This window comes from Rhizobium sp. 05N430 (assembly GCF_056396985.1).
In genome coordinates, this window is the sequence record NZ_JBFTMO010000003.1 from 262,002 (window position 1) to 277,719 (window position 15,718).

At 61.7% G+C, this 15,718-nt stretch carries 17 protein-coding genes; 9 read left to right on the forward strand and 8 right to left on the reverse strand.

Annotated features, from left to right (window positions below; genetic code table 11):
• Both AC1DJO_RS08725 and AC1DJO_RS08730 read left to right on the forward strand, forming a co-directional pair.
• A complete protein-coding gene (locus AC1DJO_RS08725) occupies window positions 1-897 on the forward strand; it encodes a LysR family transcriptional regulator (RefSeq protein WP_477969935.1) in 897 nt (298 codons plus the stop codon).
• A 33-nt stretch (window positions 898-930) separates the two neighbouring features.
• A complete protein-coding gene (locus AC1DJO_RS08730; RefSeq protein WP_477969937.1) occupies window positions 931-1,842 on the forward strand; it encodes an agmatinase in 912 nt (303 codons plus the stop codon).
• A gap of 2 nt (window positions 1,843-1,844) precedes the next feature.
• Here the strand turns inward: AC1DJO_RS08730 and AC1DJO_RS08735 are convergent, their stop codons facing one another.
• A complete protein-coding gene (locus AC1DJO_RS08735; protein ID WP_477969939.1) occupies window positions 1,845-3,056 on the reverse strand; it encodes an adenosylhomocysteinase in 1,212 nt (403 codons plus the stop codon).
• Window positions 3,057-3,091: 35 nt separating this feature from the next.
• Window positions 3,092-3,973: a LysR substrate-binding domain-containing protein gene (locus tag AC1DJO_RS08740; protein ID WP_477970319.1), complete on the reverse strand. Its 882-nt coding sequence runs from the start codon at window positions 3,971-3,973 to the stop codon at window positions 3,092-3,094.
• Between the two features lie 260 nt (window positions 3,974-4,233).
• On the opposite strand from AC1DJO_RS08740, the gene AC1DJO_RS08745 reads away from it, so the two are divergent.
• From AC1DJO_RS08745 to AC1DJO_RS08765, 5 genes are all read left to right on the forward strand, one after another.
• Entirely contained in the window at window positions 4,234-4,746 is a 513-nt protein-coding gene (locus AC1DJO_RS08745; RefSeq protein ID WP_112538148.1) for an NUDIX hydrolase, read from the forward strand.
• 63 nt (window positions 4,747-4,809) lie between these two features.
• On the forward strand, window positions 4,810-6,309 hold the full coding sequence (locus tag AC1DJO_RS08750; protein ID WP_477969941.1) for an inorganic phosphate transporter: 1,500 nt from the start codon (window positions 4,810-4,812) through the stop codon (window positions 6,307-6,309).
• Window positions 6,310-6,323: 14 nt separating this feature from the next.
• Window positions 6,324-7,061, forward strand: coding sequence for a 16S rRNA (uracil(1498)-N(3))-methyltransferase (locus AC1DJO_RS08755; protein WP_477969943.1), 738 nt, complete (start codon window positions 6,324-6,326; stop codon window positions 7,059-7,061).
• 149 nt (window positions 7,062-7,210) lie between these two features.
• A complete protein-coding gene (locus tag AC1DJO_RS08760; RefSeq protein WP_477969945.1) occupies window positions 7,211-8,584 on the forward strand; it encodes a glutamate--cysteine ligase in 1,374 nt (457 codons plus the stop codon).
• Window positions 8,585-8,668: 84 nt separating this feature from the next.
• Window positions 8,669-9,532, forward strand: a complete 864-nt coding sequence (locus AC1DJO_RS08765) for a DUF937 domain-containing protein (protein ID WP_477969947.1) — start codon at window positions 8,669-8,671, stop codon at window positions 9,530-9,532.
• Window positions 9,533-9,620: 88 nt separating this feature from the next.
• On the opposite strand, the gene AC1DJO_RS08770 is transcribed toward AC1DJO_RS08765, so the two are convergent.
• Window positions 9,621-9,920, reverse strand: coding sequence for a DUF1127 domain-containing protein (locus AC1DJO_RS08770; protein ID WP_112513899.1), 300 nt, complete (start codon window positions 9,918-9,920; stop codon window positions 9,621-9,623).
• A 203-nt stretch (window positions 9,921-10,123) separates the two neighbouring features.
• Here AC1DJO_RS08770 and AC1DJO_RS08775 point away from each other — a divergent pair, with 203 nt between their 5' ends.
• The gene (locus tag AC1DJO_RS08775) at window positions 10,124-11,080 is read left to right on the forward strand and encodes a LysR substrate-binding domain-containing protein (RefSeq protein ID WP_112387692.1); all 957 of its coding nucleotides are present in this window, start codon (window positions 10,124-10,126) and stop codon (window positions 11,078-11,080) included.
• A 3-nt stretch (window positions 11,081-11,083) separates the two neighbouring features.
• Here the strand turns inward: AC1DJO_RS08775 and AC1DJO_RS08780 are convergent, their stop codons facing one another.
• From AC1DJO_RS08780 to AC1DJO_RS08795, 4 genes are all read right to left on the reverse strand, one after another.
• Window positions 11,084-11,713 (reverse strand): TetR/AcrR family transcriptional regulator, encoded by a 630-nt coding sequence (locus AC1DJO_RS08780; protein ID WP_477969949.1) that lies wholly within the window; start codon window positions 11,711-11,713, stop codon window positions 11,084-11,086.
• Window positions 11,714-11,913: 200 nt separating this feature from the next.
• Window positions 11,914-12,789: a dienelactone hydrolase family protein gene (locus tag AC1DJO_RS08785; RefSeq protein WP_477969951.1), complete on the reverse strand. Its 876-nt coding sequence runs from the start codon at window positions 12,787-12,789 to the stop codon at window positions 11,914-11,916.
• 80 nt (window positions 12,790-12,869) lie between these two features.
• Window positions 12,870-13,289, reverse strand: a complete 420-nt coding sequence (locus AC1DJO_RS08790; protein WP_112513902.1) for an MAPEG family protein — start codon at window positions 13,287-13,289, stop codon at window positions 12,870-12,872.
• Window positions 13,290-13,396: 107 nt separating this feature from the next.
• Window positions 13,397-14,152, reverse strand: coding sequence for an SDR family oxidoreductase (locus AC1DJO_RS08795; RefSeq protein ID WP_477969954.1), 756 nt, complete (start codon window positions 14,150-14,152; stop codon window positions 13,397-13,399).
• Window positions 14,153-14,250: 98 nt separating this feature from the next.
• On the opposite strand from AC1DJO_RS08795, the gene AC1DJO_RS08800 reads away from it, so the two are divergent.
• Window positions 14,251-15,165, forward strand: a complete 915-nt coding sequence (locus AC1DJO_RS08800) for a LysR family transcriptional regulator (protein WP_477969956.1) — start codon at window positions 14,251-14,253, stop codon at window positions 15,163-15,165.
• Here the strand turns inward: AC1DJO_RS08800 and AC1DJO_RS08805 are convergent.
• Entirely contained in the window at window positions 15,162-15,716 is a 555-nt protein-coding gene (locus AC1DJO_RS08805) for a hypothetical protein (protein ID WP_477969958.1), read from the reverse strand. The two genes, AC1DJO_RS08800 and AC1DJO_RS08805, sit on opposite strands and share 4 nt — an antisense overlap.
• Window positions 15,717-15,718: the final 2 nt, after the last annotated feature.

Sequence of the window (15,718 nt, forward strand, 5' to 3'; positions counted from 1 at the left end):
ATGACCAATCTGGGTGATCTCGAGATATTTGCCAAGGTCGTTTCGACCGGCAGCATGTCGCTTGCCGGGCGGGCGCTCGGCTTTTCCCCTGCCGTTATCTCGAAGCGCATCAAGCGGCTGGAAGACCGGCTCGGCACACGTCTCCTGCAGCGCACGACACGGCAGATTTCGCTGACCGAGGCAGGCCAGGGTTTTTATGACCGGGTGCTCGGCATTCTGGCGGGGCTCGAGGAAGCCGAGTATTATATTTCCGGCCGCTCGGCGCAGATGCATGGCACGTTGAAAATCTCGGCGCCGACCTCTTTCGGTCGCATGCATATCGCTCCGCATCTTAAGCGTTTCATGGAGGAGCATCCGGAGCTGGCGATCAATCTGGTGCTGACGGACGAGTTCAGTGATATCGTCGGCGGCGGTTTCGATCTGGCGATCCGCATTGCCGAGCTCACCGATTCCAGCCTGGTTGCCAAGCGTCTGGCGCCGGTGCGCCGCCTGCTCTGCGCCGCGCCGCCCTACATCGAGGCGCATGGGATGCCCGCGACCCTCGACGATCTCAAGAACCATCGCTGCCTGCCGGCGCATAATAATGACGTGTGGCGGCTGGAGGGGCCTGATGGCGCGATGACGCTGCGGCCGGAGGGGATGCTGATCACCAATTCCAGCGAGGTGATCCGCGAGACGGTGATCGCAGGTCTCGGCATCGCGCTGCGCTCCACCTGGGATATCGGCGAGGAGTTGAAGAGCGGCAAGCTGGTACAGGTGCTGCCGGAATATGAGGGCTCGCGGAATGTGGCGCTCTCGGCAGTCTATCCCAGCCGCCAGTTCCTGCCGGCGAAGGTGCGGCTGTTCATCGATTATCTGGCGGAGCTTTATGGGCCTGTTCCCTACTGGGAGCTCTGACGCCTCCGCCGCAGATCACATCTGGAGACTGACATGACTGCTTCGCCTCGCTTCCTCGGCCTGCCCGACCGTCTCGATGATGGCGGAACGCCGCGTATGGTGATCTTCGGCGCCGGTCACGGCACGACCTATCCCGGCAAGGACAGCAGCGGCTATGCGGGCTCGGCCAACGCCATCCGCGCGGCCAGCCAGGAGGATGCCGGGCTTATCGGGCATTGGGATTTCGATCTCGGCGGGCCGCTGTTCGACGGCAAGCCGATCTGCTGCGTCGATGCCGGAGATTTGCCGACCGACGCCCGGGACAATGCCGGAAACCGGGCGCTGATCGAGGCGAAGACGCGGGAGGTGCTGGCGATGTCTGCAGTGCCGATCCTGCTTGGCGGCGACGATTCCGTGCCGATCCCCTTCCTTGCCGGTTTCGCCGGTCACGGCCCGATCTGGATCCTGCAGATCGATGCCCATATCGACTGGCGCGACGAGCTGCATGGCGAGCGCCAAGGCTATTCCAACCCGATGCGGCGGGCGAGCGAAATGGCGCATGTCGCAGGCATGGTGCAGGCCGGTATCCGTGGAGTCGGCAGTGCGCGCCGCGCGGAGGTCGAGGCCGCCGAGCGCTATGGGAGCCATCTCGTCACCGCGCGGGAAATTCATGCGCAGGGCGTCGAGGCGGCGCTGCGGCATATTCCTGAAGGTGCGCAGGTGGTGATCACGCTCGACTGCGACGGGCTCGACCCCAGCATCATGCCCGGGGTCGCGGCCCGCACGCCCGGTGGGCTGACCTATACACAGGTCATCGACCTGATCGCCGGCGTGGGCCGCCGTGGCAGGATCGTTGGCTTCGACCTCGTCGAACTCTATCCGCCTGCCGATATCGACGGGATTTCGGCGCTGACGGCAGCGCGGCTGCTCGTCAACGCAATCGGGACGATCGCCCGCCAGGATTGAGGCTAGCGCGCGAGGTCGAGATAGGCACTCGCGACCGTCGCATCGATATCGCTGGGCACCGGCACGATGCAGGATTCCGGGCCGGCACCGCGCTTGGCGACGCGTTCCAGGCAGCGGGCCTGCAGGGTGAAGCCGAGGTCCATGGATTCGACGGAATTGCCGAGGGGGCGTGGTCCGGCGAGATTGGCCATATGGCCGCCGCCGAGGATGTGGATCGAGCGGCCGTCCTTGAGATGCAGGGTTTCCATGACATCGGCCTCGTAGCGGTCGATGGCGACAACGTCAGGATGGGCGCGGAAGCCCGATACGTCGATCTCCAGCGGGAAATGGCCGCCATTCAGCAGGATGGCGCCGTCCTTGATCAGCGGCAGGTCGGCCACCGTGACGATACCCGGGAAACCGGTGACGGTGACGAGGATGTCGGCGGAACGGATCGCAGCCTCGCGCAGCGGCGTGACGAAGCCGTCGAGATGCGCCTCCAGCGCCGTGACCGGGTCGATATCAACGACGCTGACGGTGGAGAAGGCGTTGCGGAAGCTGGCGGCCGTTCCCTTGCCGCAGGCGCCGTAGCCGAAGACGGTGACGCGCTTGCCGTTGGTCGAGCGGTTCGTGAAGCGCATGTAGCTTTCGAACAGGCTCTGGCCGACAGCATGCTTGTTTTCGGCGAATTGCTTGATCGGGCTGTCGTTGATGACTAGGATCGGCATGTTCAGCTTTTCACGCATCGGCAGCAGGCGCGTGCGGCCGGAGGTCGTCTCCTCCGTACCGCCGAGCAGGTTGGCATAGGGGCGTTCCGCGGCGATGGCGAAAAGATCGCCGCCGTTATCGAGCAGCAGGTCGGGCTTGGCATCGACAACGGCTTCGAGGCTGCGGTGATGCTCGGCGGGATCGGTCGTCTGCGTTGCGAAAACGGTGATGCCCTGGGAGCGGAGATAGTCGACCGTCGATGGCTGGGTGCTGTTCAGATTTCCGGTGCAGACGAGCTTGGCGCCGCCGGCACGCAGCGTCGTCAGGAGCGCCACCGTCTTCGGCTCCAGATGGATACCGGTGCCGATCGTCAGGCCTTCGAAGGGGCGCGTGCTTTCGAACTCGGCGGCCGTTGCCTTCAGCAAACGGCAGCTGTTTCCGATCCAGTCGATGCGGGTGGCGGTATTTTCCATGATGTTCTCCTGTCGCTGGCGACCGTCATAACGCCCACCGCGACCGCGCGGCATGGATAATCCACTGCCGATACGGCAGTAAATCTGCCCTATTCGGTTCCCTCGCCAGCCTTGACCAGCCAGTCGCGCAATGCGGTGAAATGCGGCTTTCGGAGATCGGTCGTGCGGCAACAGAGGCTATAGCCTGCCGGGCGGCGGATGAAGCCGAAGGGAGCAGTCAGAATATTGCGCGCCAGATCATCCTCGATCGATGCGCGCGGGGCGAGCGCCACACCGAGCCCGGATCGGGCGGCACCGAGCGCCAGCAGCAGATCCTCGAATTCCTGACGGCGGGCGAAGCTGACTGCCGGCGTGCCGCTTTCGGCAAACCATTCGTCCCAAAGCTTCGGCACGCTGCGGCTGACGAGCATTGCAGCCGTAGCCATCCCGGCGGGATCGCTGTCGAAGGTGGCGGCAAGTTGGGGTGCTGCCACCGGACCGAACTCGTCTTCCATGAAGCGGATGGCGGCGACACCGGCCGAGGGGCGGTATTCGCCACCCATGATGACGGCATCGAGCTCCGGATGCTGCAGCAGCGGCTCGGCGACCGCCATCGGCACGATATCGATCTCGGCATCGCCAAGCGCCCGTTGCAGGCTGCCGATGCGCGGCATCAGCCACCAGATGCCGAAGGCGGAGGGAACGCCGAGGCGAAGCCTGCGGCTATCGTCCTTCTGCAGGTCACCGGCGGCATGCTGCAACAGGGAGAAGGCCGCCGTTGCCGCTTCGGCAAACGCCCTGGCCCGGTCTGTCGGCACGAGGCGGCGACCTTCACGGGTGAAGAGCTTCTCGCCGAAATAATTCTCGAGCGCCGCGATCTGCAGACGCACCGCGCCGCGCACGACACCGAGCTCCTCGGCAGCCCTGAGCACGCTGCCCTTACGGCAGACGGCTTCGAAAGCTCTGATTGAATTGAGTGGCGGAAGGCGCATGGCGGTCATCAACAGGAAACGATATCCCCAGATTGATATGGGCATTGAACGAAAGGCAAGAAGGCCCCATATTGAACACCTGTGCAAAGGCGGAAACAGAACAGGTTTTGCCGGAATTTCGACCCGCTGCGGCGTGAGATTTGCCTATTAAAAACCATAGCCGCGTTATGCACCGTTAAATGGCGCATGGATCGCGCAAGCTTTCCAGCACATGCTAATATTAATGATTCTTTGAAACGACTCGAAAGGTGACCCGACAGTTGACTCTTCTCTCCCGCCTAGCCTCCGACATGCAGCTGATGTTCCGGCGTCCGCCGAGACAGCAGTATGCTGCGCTGTGCTACCGGATGAAGAAGAAGGGCACCGAGGTCGAGGTTCTCCTGATGACCAGCCGTGATACCGGCCGCTGGGTCATCCCCAAGGGCTGGCCGATGAACGGCAAGTGCTCTTATGAGGTCGCCGCCCGCGAGGCCTATGAAGAAGCAGGCGTGCGCGGCAGCGTCGAGCACGAGACGCTCGGCGCCTACAGCTATCCGAAGGTCCTGAAGGATGGACTGAAGGTGAGCTGCAAGGTGCAGGTCTATGCGCTCGAGGTTTCCGAGCTTGCCAAGAACTTCAAGGAAAAGGGCGAACGCACGATCGAGTGGGTTTCCTGCGACGAGGCCTGCAAGCGGGTCCGCGAGCCGGAGCTTCGTGACCTGTTCCTGCAGTTTAAGCGCCGCATCGACGAACATCTTCAGGCAAGCCGCGCCAAGCAGATTCCGGCGGAATGATTCCTGCCATCTTGCGCTGTTAGGAATGACAGCGTTAAAGCAGGATTCCTTCCAGGAAAGAGCATGGCCGAGAAGACACCTGTCCTTAAAAAACGCACGCTCGACAAGGACCTCGACAAATATAGCCATGTCGAGGATGCCTCGAAGTTCGTTGCGCGCAAGCTGATCGCGCCGGGCATCGGCCTGGTGTTCCTCGGTCTCGCGATGCTGTTTGCCGGGGTCTACGTCTTCGACCGGCCGAGTGCGGTGCTGATCATCGCCGCTGCCGCGCTTGCCGCCTACATGGCAATGAATATCGGCGCGAACGACGTGACGAACAATGTCGGCGCCGCCGTCGGTGCACGCGCAATGACGATGGCGCAAGCGCTGGTGATTGCCGCGATCTTCGAGATCCTGGGTGCTACGATCGCGGGCGGCGAAGTGGTGAAGACCATTTCGTCCAGCATCGTCGATGCCGTGCAGGTTCCGGAAGGATTGCTTGCCTGGATTATGATGGCGGCGCTGATGGCGGCCGCGTTGTGGATCAATCTCGCGACCTGGCTCAACGCGCCTGTTTCCACCACCCATGCGATCGTCGGCGCGGTCATCGGCGCCGGCATCGCTGCCGTCGGCCCGGAGCCCGTCAACTGGCGGGTGATGGCGGAAATCTCGTCGAGCTGGGTGACGTCGCCGATCATCGGCGGGGTGATCGCCGCCGGTCTGCTGTTCCTCGTCAAGACCTTCGTCATTTATCGCAACGACAAGATCGCGGCGGCCCGGCGCTGGGTGCCTGTGCTGATCGCGGCAATGGCCGGCGCATTTACGGCCTATATGATCCTGCAACTCACGACACCGGACCGTTTCCCGGCAACGACGGTGCTGGCCTATGGGCTGACAACAACCGTTGTCTGCTGGCTCATCGCCCGGCCGATCGTACGCCGCCAATCCGAGGGGCTCGAGAACCGCAACAGCTCGTTGCGTATCCTCTTCAAATATCCGCTGATCGGCTCTGCCGCCCTGCTCTCCTTCGCCCATGGTGCGAACGACGTTTCGAACGCGGTCGGCCCGCTTTCGGCAATCGTGCGCTCGACGACGCTTCTGCCTGTTCACGGGGAGATCGCCCCGCCGCTCTGGGTGATGCTGATCGGCGCTCTCGGCATTTCGGTCGGTCTGCTGCTGTTCGGCCCGCGCCTGATCCGTCTCGTCGGCGAACAGATCACCAAGCTCAATCCGATGCGCGCCTATTGCGTGGCGCTGTCGACCGCCTTTACCGTCATCCTCGCCTCCTGGTTCGGCCTTCCGGTCAGCACGACGCATATCGCAGTCGGCTCGGTCTTCGGCGTCGGGTTCTTCCGCGAATGGTACACCCGCAACTCGAAGCGCCGCATCGCCTATATGCGCCATAAGGCGGAGAGCTGGGCGATCGACGAACCGGCCGATCCGAACGTCCATGAAACCCGCCGCCGCTATCTGGTGCGCCGGTCGCATTTCATGACGATCATCGCCGCCTGGGTGATCACCGTTCCGGCCTCGGGCGCGCTTGCAGCGCTGCTCTATTGGGTTATGTTCGCCCTCTTCGTTTGACCGGGAAATCTAGAATGCGCGCCAATTTCCGCATGCAGCGGCTGTTCATCGACGCACCGCTTGCCGCCAATGCCGCCGTCGAAGCCAGCTCTGACCAGTATAATTACCTGGCGAATGTGCTGCGCCTGACCGACGGCGCGGAGATTCTCGTTTTCAACGGCCGCGATGGGGAATGGAAAGCCACCCTCGCCTTCCCGACCCGCAAGCGCATCCTGCTGACACCGGTCCAACAGACGCGGCCTCAGCCGGCGCCATCCGATCTTCACTATCTCTTCGCGCCGCTGAAAGTGGGGCGGCTGGATTATCTGGTGCAGAAGGCGGTGGAGATGGGCGCCGGCGTTCTGCAGCCGGTCATGACACAGCATGTGCAGGGCAAGATCACCAATCTCGACAAGCTCAAGGCAAACGTCATCGAGGCGGCAGAGCAATGCGGCATTCTCGGCATTCCCGATGTCGCCGAACCCGTGAGACTTTTCGATCTTCTGGACGGCTGGCCATCCGACCGGCGGATCATCTACTGCGACGAGGGCGATGCCGAGCAAAATCCGCTGCCGCTGCTCTCGGCGATTGCCGAAAGGAAGCTGGCGCTTCTGGTCGGCCCGGAAGGCGGGTTTTCGGAAGAGGAGCGCACCCGGCTGCGCAACCTCAATTTCGTCACCGCCATCCCACTCGGCCCGAGAATCCTGCGTGCGGATACGGCTGCTGTAGCGGCAATGGCGGTCATTCAGGCAGCGCTCGGCGACTGGAATTAACCTTGCGCCTATTCACTCAAGATACAGGATGCTATTTTTTTGAACCGGCGTTGAAAGAATTTCACTTGCAACATACCTGAGAGCGGTCCTAATCACCCTTCCATTGCCGCGCCCAAAAGGCGTTCCCCCAGAATACAGGTTAGATTTGCATGGCTCGCGACACCACCGACCAGACACCGCTCTCTTCGGTTCAGGAGCTGACCGATTATCTTGCTGCGGGGAACAAGCCGACGGAAAAATTCCGCATCGGCACCGAGCATGAGAAGTTCGCCTTCTTCCGCGCCGACAACAGCCCCGTTTCCTACGCCGGCGATGCCAGCATTTCCGCGCTGTTGAAGGGCCTGCAGGAACGTTCCGGCTGGGAGCCGATCATGGACGGTGAGAATATCATCGGCCTTGGCGAACAGCACGGCATGGGCGCGATCTCGATCGAGCCGGGCGGCCAGTTCGAACTGTCGGGTGCCCCGCTCGAAACCATCCACGAGACCTGCAGGGAATCCAACCAGCATCTCGCCGTTCTGCGCGAGATCGCCGAGCCGATGGGCATCCGCTTCCTCGGCATCGGCGGCAGCCCGAAATGGACGCTGGCGGAAACGCCGCGCATGCCGAAATCCCGTTACGACATCATGACCCGCTACATGCCGAAGGTCGGCAGCAAGGGTCTCGACATGATGTACCGGACCTGCACGATCCAGGTGAACCTCGACTTCTCTTCCGAGGCCGACATGCGCAAGAAGATGCGCGTTTCGATGAAGCTGCAGTCGTTCGCGACAGCGCTGTTTGCCTCCTCGCCGTTTACCGAAAACAAGCCGAACGGCCTGCTCTCCTGGCGCGGCGACATCTGGACCGATACAGATAACCGCCGCTCGGGCCCGCTTGATTTCACCTTCCGCGACGATTTCGGCTTCAAGGACTATGCCGAGTGGGCGCTCGACGTGCCGATGTATTTCATCGTCCGTGACGGCCGCTACAAGGACTGTACCCACGTCACCTTCCGCCAGTTCATGAACGGCGCGCTGAAGAGCGAGATCAAGGACTGGGAGCCGACGATGGGCGACTGGACCAACCATCTCTCGACGCTGTTCCCCGATGTGCGGTTGAAGCGCTTCCTCGAGATGCGCGGCGCCGATGGCGGCCCGTGGCGCCGGATCTGTGCGCTGCCCGCTTTCTGGGTCGGCCTGCTCTACGACGATGCGGCACTCGAAGCTGCCGACCAGTTTACCAAGGACTGGACGTTCGAAGAGGTCGTCGCACTGCGCAATGCCGTGCCGGCCGAGGGCCTGAAGGCTTCGTTCCGTGGTCATGCCTTGTTCGACGCCGCGAAGGATGTGCTCGCCATTTCCAAGGCCGGCCTCAAGTCGCGTAATCGCCTTAACAAGGAAGGCCAGGACGAGACGATCTTCCTGTCGCCGCTCGATGAGGTGATGGCCAAGAAGGCGACGCTCGCGGAAGACCTGCTCGCCCGCTTCAACGGCCGTTGGAATGGCTCGGTCGAACCTGTCTTCGAGGAATATCAGTACTAAGGTCTCCGGCAAAAAGCCGTTTGCGCATTCCTATTTCTGTTTATAGTAGCGATTCAAACGCACTAAACAGCGGAAGGACTGCCCATGCTGCCACTCTTCGACATGATGATGCAGGCGCAGAATGGCGCGGCGATGGATGCCATCGCCAAGCAGTTCAACCTTGCGCAGGAACAGGCGACCAAGGCGATGGCGGCGCTGATGCCGGCCTTCTCCGCCGGACTGAAACGCAGCACAAGCAACCCCTATGATTTCATGGGGCTGATGCAATCGGTCTCCTCGGGAAATTACGGCAAGTATTTCGAGGACATGAGCAAGGCCTTCACGCCGCAGGGCGTGACCGACGGCAACAATGTCCTTGCACAACTGTTCGGCTCTCAAGAGGTCTCCCGCGCCGTTGCGGCTCAGGCGGCACAGATGACCGGCATCGGCCAGGAGATCTACAAGCAGATGCTGCCTGTGATCGCCAGCACGCTAATGGGCGGGCTGTTCAAGCAGTCGATGGGTCAGATGTCATCGCCGGTCAATCCCTTCGTCAACACGGCGATGGGCGAGACGATCCAGACATGGCTGGAGAGCACCGGTTTTGCGCCGAAGCAGAAGGCCGCACCCGAGCCCAGCATCTTCGACAATCCCTTCACGCAGGCGATGCAGCTGATGTTCAGCGTGCCGAAGCCTGAACCGGAGAAGGCCACAGCCAATCCATTTCTCGACAATCCCTTCGCCAAGGCATTCCAGGACATGATGGCGGGGATGAACCAGCCGCAGCAACCGACCAAGGCGCCGGAGCCTCCGAAAGACCAGGCGAAGGAGCAGACGGCGGGTTACATGGATATGCTGAACACCATGTTTGACAGCGGCCTGGAAGTGCAGAAGAACTATCAGAAGAACCTGGAATCGATCTTCGACGCCTACCGCCCGAAAGCATCTTCCCCCACCGCCAAACCATAAAAAAACCCGGAGACGGCTTGGGAAAGCGATCACCGGGTTAAGAGGCAGGGCTATTGGCTATCACCCTGCGGGGAAAAAGGGTCCGCTCCTAATCGATATAGGAGCGGAAGATCGACAGGCGCCAGCGGCGGCGGGCGGAGTCGGTCAGCTGCGGTGACGGGTCCTCGAAGAAGGTCGATGTCAGCAGGGCGGAGGCGATATCGGCGCGGGTCAGGCCGATATCCCGCAACTGATAGTCGTCAAGCTCCGTAAGACCGTTGATTGCTCTGCGATTGCGGTAGCCGCGAAAGAGAGCAGCGAGCGGCGCAAGGATGCCGGCAAGACGTGCGGACACGCTCACAGGCTGCTTGGCACAGTCGAGTTCTAAAGTCTGGTCAATCATGCGCATCGAACTCTCCTTTCTTTCGGGCGCAACAACCCACCCCTCCCGCGAGGTCGAGCGGGAAGGCATGCGGGCTGGAACTCAAGGCGGACAGAAGGGTCTCTGTCCTTCACTTTGCTTGATTTGCAGCCAGAAGATGCCAAAGGCCTATTGATCAGTCCAACGAATGTTTCTAATGGTTATTATCAGAGATCGTTATAGGTGAGCCCATGTCAGCGCCTCTTGATATTGACCAGTTGCAGACCTTCATCGCCATCGTCGATTCCGGCAGCTTCACCAAGGCGGCGGATCGCGTCTACAAGACGCAGTCGGCGGTCTCGATGCAGATGCGGCGGCTGGAGGAACGGATCGGCAAGCAGCTGTTCATCAAGGACGGCCGCGGCAACCGGCTGACGGCCGAGGGCGAGAAGCTGCTCAACTATGCGCGGCGGATCATCCGCCTGAATAACGAGGCGATGGCGGCCTTCGACGACAACCGTCTCGAAGGCATGCTGCGCATCGGCACGCCTGACGACTATGCCGACCGTTACATGCCTGAGATCATCGGCCGCTTCGCGAAGACGCATCCGAATGTCGAGCTCTATATCGTCTGCGAGCCGTCGGTGGATCTTGCCGAGCGCATGCACAAGGGCGAGCTCGATATCGCGCTCGTCACCCATAACCCGCGCGAACGCATGTCGGATGTCGTCAGAACCGAACCGCTCTGCTGGGTCGGCTCGGCCAACCATCCGATCCGTGACGACGCGCCGGTGCCGCTTGCCGTCGGCCGCCGCGACTGCCAGTGGCGCCAGCTTGCCTGCTCGGCGCTCGATGCCGTTGGGCGTGAGCATCAGATCCTGTTCACCAGCTGGTCCTGCACTGTTGTTGCCGCTGCCGTGCTGGCGGGCATGGCCGTCTCGGTCATGCCGGAATCGGCGCTGAGAACCGGCATGAAGGTGCTCAGCCAGGCAGACGGCTTCCCCGCCCTGCCCCCGGTCCAGATCGGCATCATGAAGCGCCCCGGCGTTTCGATCTCGCTGATGAATGCGATTACCGCCCATATCACGGCCTGCCTCGACAACATCACGCCTGCTGTCGTCGACGACAATCTGGAAGCCGATCTGAAGACCGCCTATGCGCGGAACTACCCGCGGCTGAAGGCTGCTAACATGGTGCCGAGCTGGTAAGTTTCAGCTTGCCTTGGAGAAGAGCGAAGCGCGGATCACGCGCTTCCACTCGCTAAGCATGCGCAGCGCCAGTTCTTCCTCGCTCTTGACCGCAAGACGGATCGAGGCGCCAATCAAGTGGCTGAAGAGATAGGTGCGCGCCTGCATGTCGATCGCTTCGAGTTCCGGCGCTACGCGCTTGACGGCTTCGTAGAAGATATCGGCAACCCGATTGCTGTGATCGATGTTCAGGCGCAGCAGATCCTGATCGGTTTCGGTGCCCATCCAGACGCCGAGATAGGTCGGGTCGTTGCGATAGGCATCGTAGTACCAGTCGATCATCCCCTCGATGAGATGAAGGGCATCGTCCAGCGAGTGGACATTGGCGAAGACCTGCGCGGTCTTGGCCTGTACCTCGCTGGCATGACGATCGAACAGCGCTTTGACGATCGCCGCCTTTTCGGGAAAGTACTGATAGACCGAGCCGATCGGCACCTTGGCGGCGACCGCAAGTTCGGTCATGCGCATGGCACTTACACCTTTTTCGGCGATGAGCTCGGCGGCGGCCGAGAGGATGAGGTCGAAGCGCTGGATGCTGCGTTCCTGCTTCGGCTTCCGGCGCAGGCCGATGCGATCCACATTGTCTATGCTCATGCCGACCCGCCCCCACAGCTTATTCTTGAGCGGCGGCAGCTGTCTCAAACCGGCGCATCCGAGCGATATGGCATGCAGGTCTTCATGCGCCGTGAAGGGAAAACTTCGCATTTTATCGAACTGTCAAACTCGACAAAAATCGGAGCAAAATGCCCCGATTTTTCATGTCTAACCCTGTGGATGACTTGGCAGCCGAAAGATCAGGCCAGGTTCTTCTTGAGGAAATCCACGGTGCGGCTCCAGGCCAAATCAGCAGCCTTCTTGTCATATCGCGCAGACGACGTATCGTTGTTGAACGCGTGATTGACGCCATCATAGACGAAGATCTGGAAATTCTTGCCGTTGGCCTCCAGCTCCTTCTTGTAGGCATCGATGCCGGCATTGATGCGATCGTCGAGACCGGCATAGTGCAGCATTAGCGCCGCCTTGATACCGGGCACCTGATCCGCCTTCGGCTGGGCGCCATAATAGGCGACACCCGCCTTGAGCTCCGGCGATTTGGTGGCGAAGTTGTTGACCGTGCCGCCGCCCCAGCAGAAACCGATGGCGCCGACATTGCCATTCGCATTCGGCAGCGTTTGCAGATATTTCAGCGTCGCTTCGGCATTAGCCGCCGTGGCTGCGGCACCGAGCTTGCCGAAGAGCTCGCGGGCCTGATCCTCGTTTTCAGGCGTGCCGCCGAGCGGCGACAGGAAGTCTGGCGCCAGCGCGATGAAGCCTTCCAGCGCCATGCGGCGGGCGACATCGCGGATATGCGGGTTGAGGCCGCGGTTCTCGTGAATGACGATGACGCTGCCGAGCTTGCCGGATGCGGCCTTCGGCTCAACGAGATACCCCTTCATCTCGCCGCTACCACCCGGATAGGTGACGTCTTTTGCCGTCAGCCGCTCGTCGCCGGCCGGCACCATTTCGGCTGCGGCCTTGTTTGCCGCCAGCATCGGGGCGATGACGGCGGCGGCGCCTGCGGATCCGGCAAGCTTCGTCAGCTTGTCCATGAAGCCGCGGCGGTCCAATGTCAGATGTGTGTATTCATCATAGGCGCTGATCATCGCCTGTGTGATTTCCGGCTTGTCCATATCGATCTCCTCTTCCCTACCCGGGCCATGCCCGAGCACGAAGATAGGTCAGCGCAAAACAAGCGGTGTACAAATATGCGTTACCCGCTGAAGGCCATCCAGCCGATCAGCCAGCCCCACATGCCAAGCAGAGCGGCACAGCCGAGCGCAAAGAGCGGGCTGCGGATGCGCATGTTGTTGCTGGTCACGTGAACATAGGCGTGTGCGTAGCGCAGCACGACGAAGAGCCAGGCGAGCACGAGCGACGGAAGATTGTCGGCCTCGGTGATGTAGAGAAGCACACAGCAGACATAGAAGAGAACCGGCAGCTCGAACTGATTGGCGATGCTGTTCTTGACGAAAAGGCTCTCCGGCGGCTCATCGCGGTTTTCGCGGTACTCGGAAATCCTGATCTTGCCCTGTCTCACCATCCGGCGGCGGCGGTAGCCGAGCAGGCCGTAAAGGATGAAGACCAGGACGACTTGGCCGACGATCGGCCAGAAGATCTCGAAACCGGTCATATGGGCATTTCCTTTCCGCTTCATTCAAATTTTTCAGAGCAGTAAAGGAAAAGGAAAGCGCTTGCCAGAGGAATGCCCGCCGCGAAAAGACGCAGCGGGCATGAGATTCAGACCTGGGCGATACCGCCGTCGGCAAAGAGCTCGGCACCGGTGACGAAGCTCGAGTCATCGGAGGCGAGAAAGAGCGCGGCGGCGGCAATCTCTTCAGCGCGGCCGACGCGGCCCATCGGAACCTGACCGGCCAGCAGATCGAGCAAGCCCTGCTGCTGCGCCTTGTCCTGACCGGCAAGTTCGACGAGACCGGTGGTCTCGGTCGGGCCGGGGCTCAGCGTATTGATGCGGATGCCGCGATCCTTGAGGTCGAGGATCCAGTTGCGCGAGAAGTTGCGGATAGCAGCCTTGGAAGCGGCATAGACGCTGAAGGCGGGCGTGCCGGTCGAGCCCGCCGTCGAGCCGGTGAGGATAACGGAGGAGCCTTTGGCGAGCAGCGGCAGCGCCTTCTGCACGGTGAAGAGCACGCCCTTCACATTGCGGCCGAAGGTATCGTCATACTGCTCCTCGGTGATTTCGCCGATCGGTGCGAAAGAGCCGCCGCCGGCATTGACGAACAGCACATCGATGCGGCCGGCCTCAGCCTTCACCTGCGCGTAGAGCCTGTCGAGATCGGCAAGCTTTGCCGAGTCGGCCTGAATACCGGTGACATTGCCCCCGATTTCGGCGACGGCCTTCTGCAGCACATCGGCACGGCGGCCGGTGATAAAGACGCGTGCGCCTTCGGCGGCGAAACGTTTGGCGGTGGCAAGGCCGATGCCCGAGGTGGCGCCGGTGATGACGGCAATCTTTCCATTCAGTCTCTGGGTCATATCAGTCGTCTCCTTGTGTTCGACTGATGCTGAGATATGGACGACCAGATCATTTCGGAATAGAAAGAAATGAAAGTCATCATTGCAGATTTGAAACAATGAAATTGCCCGATTTCGAAGGTCTAGCAATGTTTGCCAAGGTGGCGGAGGAACGCTCCTTCGCCCGCGCGGCAAAGACGCTCGGCGTCTCGGTTGCCACCGTCTCGCGCGGTGTCGCCAGGCTGGAAGAAAGGCTCGGGGCGCGGCTTTTCAACCGCACTTCCCGGCAGCTGTCGCTGACCGAGTTCGGCGCCCGGCTCGCCGACCGGGCAACGCGCATCTATTGCGAAGCGGAAGAGATGGAGAATGCCGCCCGCGAACTCTCCAGCCGTCCGCGCGGGCTGATCCGGCTGGCTGTGCCGATGTCCTTTGGCCTGCGCTGGGTGGCGCCGATCCTGCCCGATTTCTTCGAACAATACCCTGACATCAGCATCGACCTGCATATGAGCGATGCCAGCGTCGATCTCGTCGGCGACGGCTTCGATGCGGCGCTCAGGATCGCCGTGCTGCCCGACTCATCGCTGGTCGCGCGGCGGCTGGCGCCGGTTGCGCCGTTCATTCTGGCCGCACCCGCCTACCTTGAGAAATACGGCTGCCCCGACCATCCACGCGATCTCGCCGCCCATCATCTGCTCGGCTACTCCTACCGGCCGAAGCAGGATGTTTGGCGCCTGAAGAACCGGCAGGGCGATGAGGAATATGTGACGCCCAGCGGGCCGTTGAGAGCGACCAATTCCGAAGCACTGGTGCCGCTTGCGCTGCGCGGTCTCGGAATCTGCGAACTTCCGGAGTTCCTGGCCAGCGAATATCTGGCGGACGGGCGGCTGAAGGCGATCCTGCCGGACTGGACGCTGCCGAGCGGGGCGCTCTATTTCGTCACGCCATCGGCGCGGGCACGCCCGGCGAAGATCGAGGCACTGTCGGAATTCATGATTGCGCGGCTTTCTAACCCGCGCTGGCGCTGGCCGCGCTAGGCTTCGTCCTTCGGCCCGAAACGGATCAGCGCGAAGCGGATGATGGCGATCACGGTGACGGCGAGCGAGGCGAATTTCAGCTTGGTCAGCCAGGGCAGGATGGTGACCGCGGTGGCCGAAGACGGGCTGCCGCCGAAGGCAATCAGGCTGGATATGTTTTCGGCATAATCGGAAAACGCATAGATGAGCGGCAATGCCAGGACGGCTTTTACAAGGGCCGGGTGAACCGGCTTGCCAAAGTATCGCCCTGTGGTCTCGAGCTTGAGGATGAGGCTCAGGAGTAGCATCGCCAGCAAGGCGGGCAACACCAGCTCGGGGCCGAGATACATGGAACGGAGAACTCCATAGGCGGCGGCATTGTCCTTCAGCAAGGACTGCATGGCCGCGACAGTCGCCTCGTCATAGCCTGCGACATAGGTATCGAGCATGGCGCGGCCGGTTTCGTGCTGAAAGGGTAAGACGAAACCGAAGAGCGCCCAGCCAGAAGCCGCAATGCAGAGAATGGCGAGCAGCCCGATGATGCGGAGTGGTATCCGGCTGCCCGCTGTCATGA

What these genes read in the sequence shown, in the direction of transcription:
- AC1DJO_RS08725 (WP_477969935.1), top strand. Translation starts at nt 1, where the DNA reads ATGACCAATCTGGGTGATCTCGAGATATTTGCCAAGGTCGTTTCGACC.
- AC1DJO_RS08730 (WP_477969937.1), top strand. Translation starts at nt 931, where the DNA reads ATGACTGCTTCGCCTCGCTTCCTCGGCCTGCCCGACCGTCTCGATGAT.
- AC1DJO_RS08735 (WP_477969939.1), bottom strand. Translation starts at nt 3,056, where the DNA reads ATGCCGCGCGGTCGCGGTGGGCGTTATGACGGTCGCCAGCGACAGGAG.
- AC1DJO_RS08740 (WP_477970319.1), bottom strand. Translation starts at nt 3,973, where the DNA reads ATGCGCCTTCCGCCACTCAATTCAATCAGAGCTTTCGAAGCCGTCTGC.
- AC1DJO_RS08750 (WP_477969941.1), top strand. Translation starts at nt 4,810, where the DNA reads ATGGCCGAGAAGACACCTGTCCTTAAAAAACGCACGCTCGACAAGGAC.
- AC1DJO_RS08755 (WP_477969943.1), top strand. Translation starts at nt 6,324, where the DNA reads ATGCGCGCCAATTTCCGCATGCAGCGGCTGTTCATCGACGCACCGCTT.
- AC1DJO_RS08760 (WP_477969945.1), top strand. Translation starts at nt 7,211, where the DNA reads ATGGCTCGCGACACCACCGACCAGACACCGCTCTCTTCGGTTCAGGAG.
- AC1DJO_RS08765 (WP_477969947.1), top strand. Translation starts at nt 8,669, where the DNA reads ATGCTGCCACTCTTCGACATGATGATGCAGGCGCAGAATGGCGCGGCG.
- AC1DJO_RS08770 (WP_112513899.1), bottom strand. Translation starts at nt 9,920, where the DNA reads ATGCGCATGATTGACCAGACTTTAGAACTCGACTGTGCCAAGCAGCCT.
- AC1DJO_RS08775 (WP_112387692.1), top strand. Translation starts at nt 10,124, where the DNA reads ATGTCAGCGCCTCTTGATATTGACCAGTTGCAGACCTTCATCGCCATC.
- AC1DJO_RS08780 (WP_477969949.1), bottom strand. Translation starts at nt 11,713, where the DNA reads ATGAGCATAGACAATGTGGATCGCATCGGCCTGCGCCGGAAGCCGAAG.
- AC1DJO_RS08785 (WP_477969951.1), bottom strand. Translation starts at nt 12,789, where the DNA reads ATGGACAAGCCGGAAATCACACAGGCGATGATCAGCGCCTATGATGAA.
- AC1DJO_RS08790 (WP_112513902.1), bottom strand. Translation starts at nt 13,289, where the DNA reads ATGACCGGTTTCGAGATCTTCTGGCCGATCGTCGGCCAAGTCGTCCTG.
- AC1DJO_RS08795 (WP_477969954.1), bottom strand. Translation starts at nt 14,152, where the DNA reads ATGACCCAGAGACTGAATGGAAAGATTGCCGTCATCACCGGCGCCACC.
- AC1DJO_RS08800 (WP_477969956.1), top strand. Translation starts at nt 14,251, where the DNA reads ATGAAATTGCCCGATTTCGAAGGTCTAGCAATGTTTGCCAAGGTGGCG.
- AC1DJO_RS08805 (WP_477969958.1), bottom strand. Translation starts at nt 15,716, where the DNA reads ATGACAGCGGGCAGCCGGATACCACTCCGCATCATCGGGCTGCTCGCC.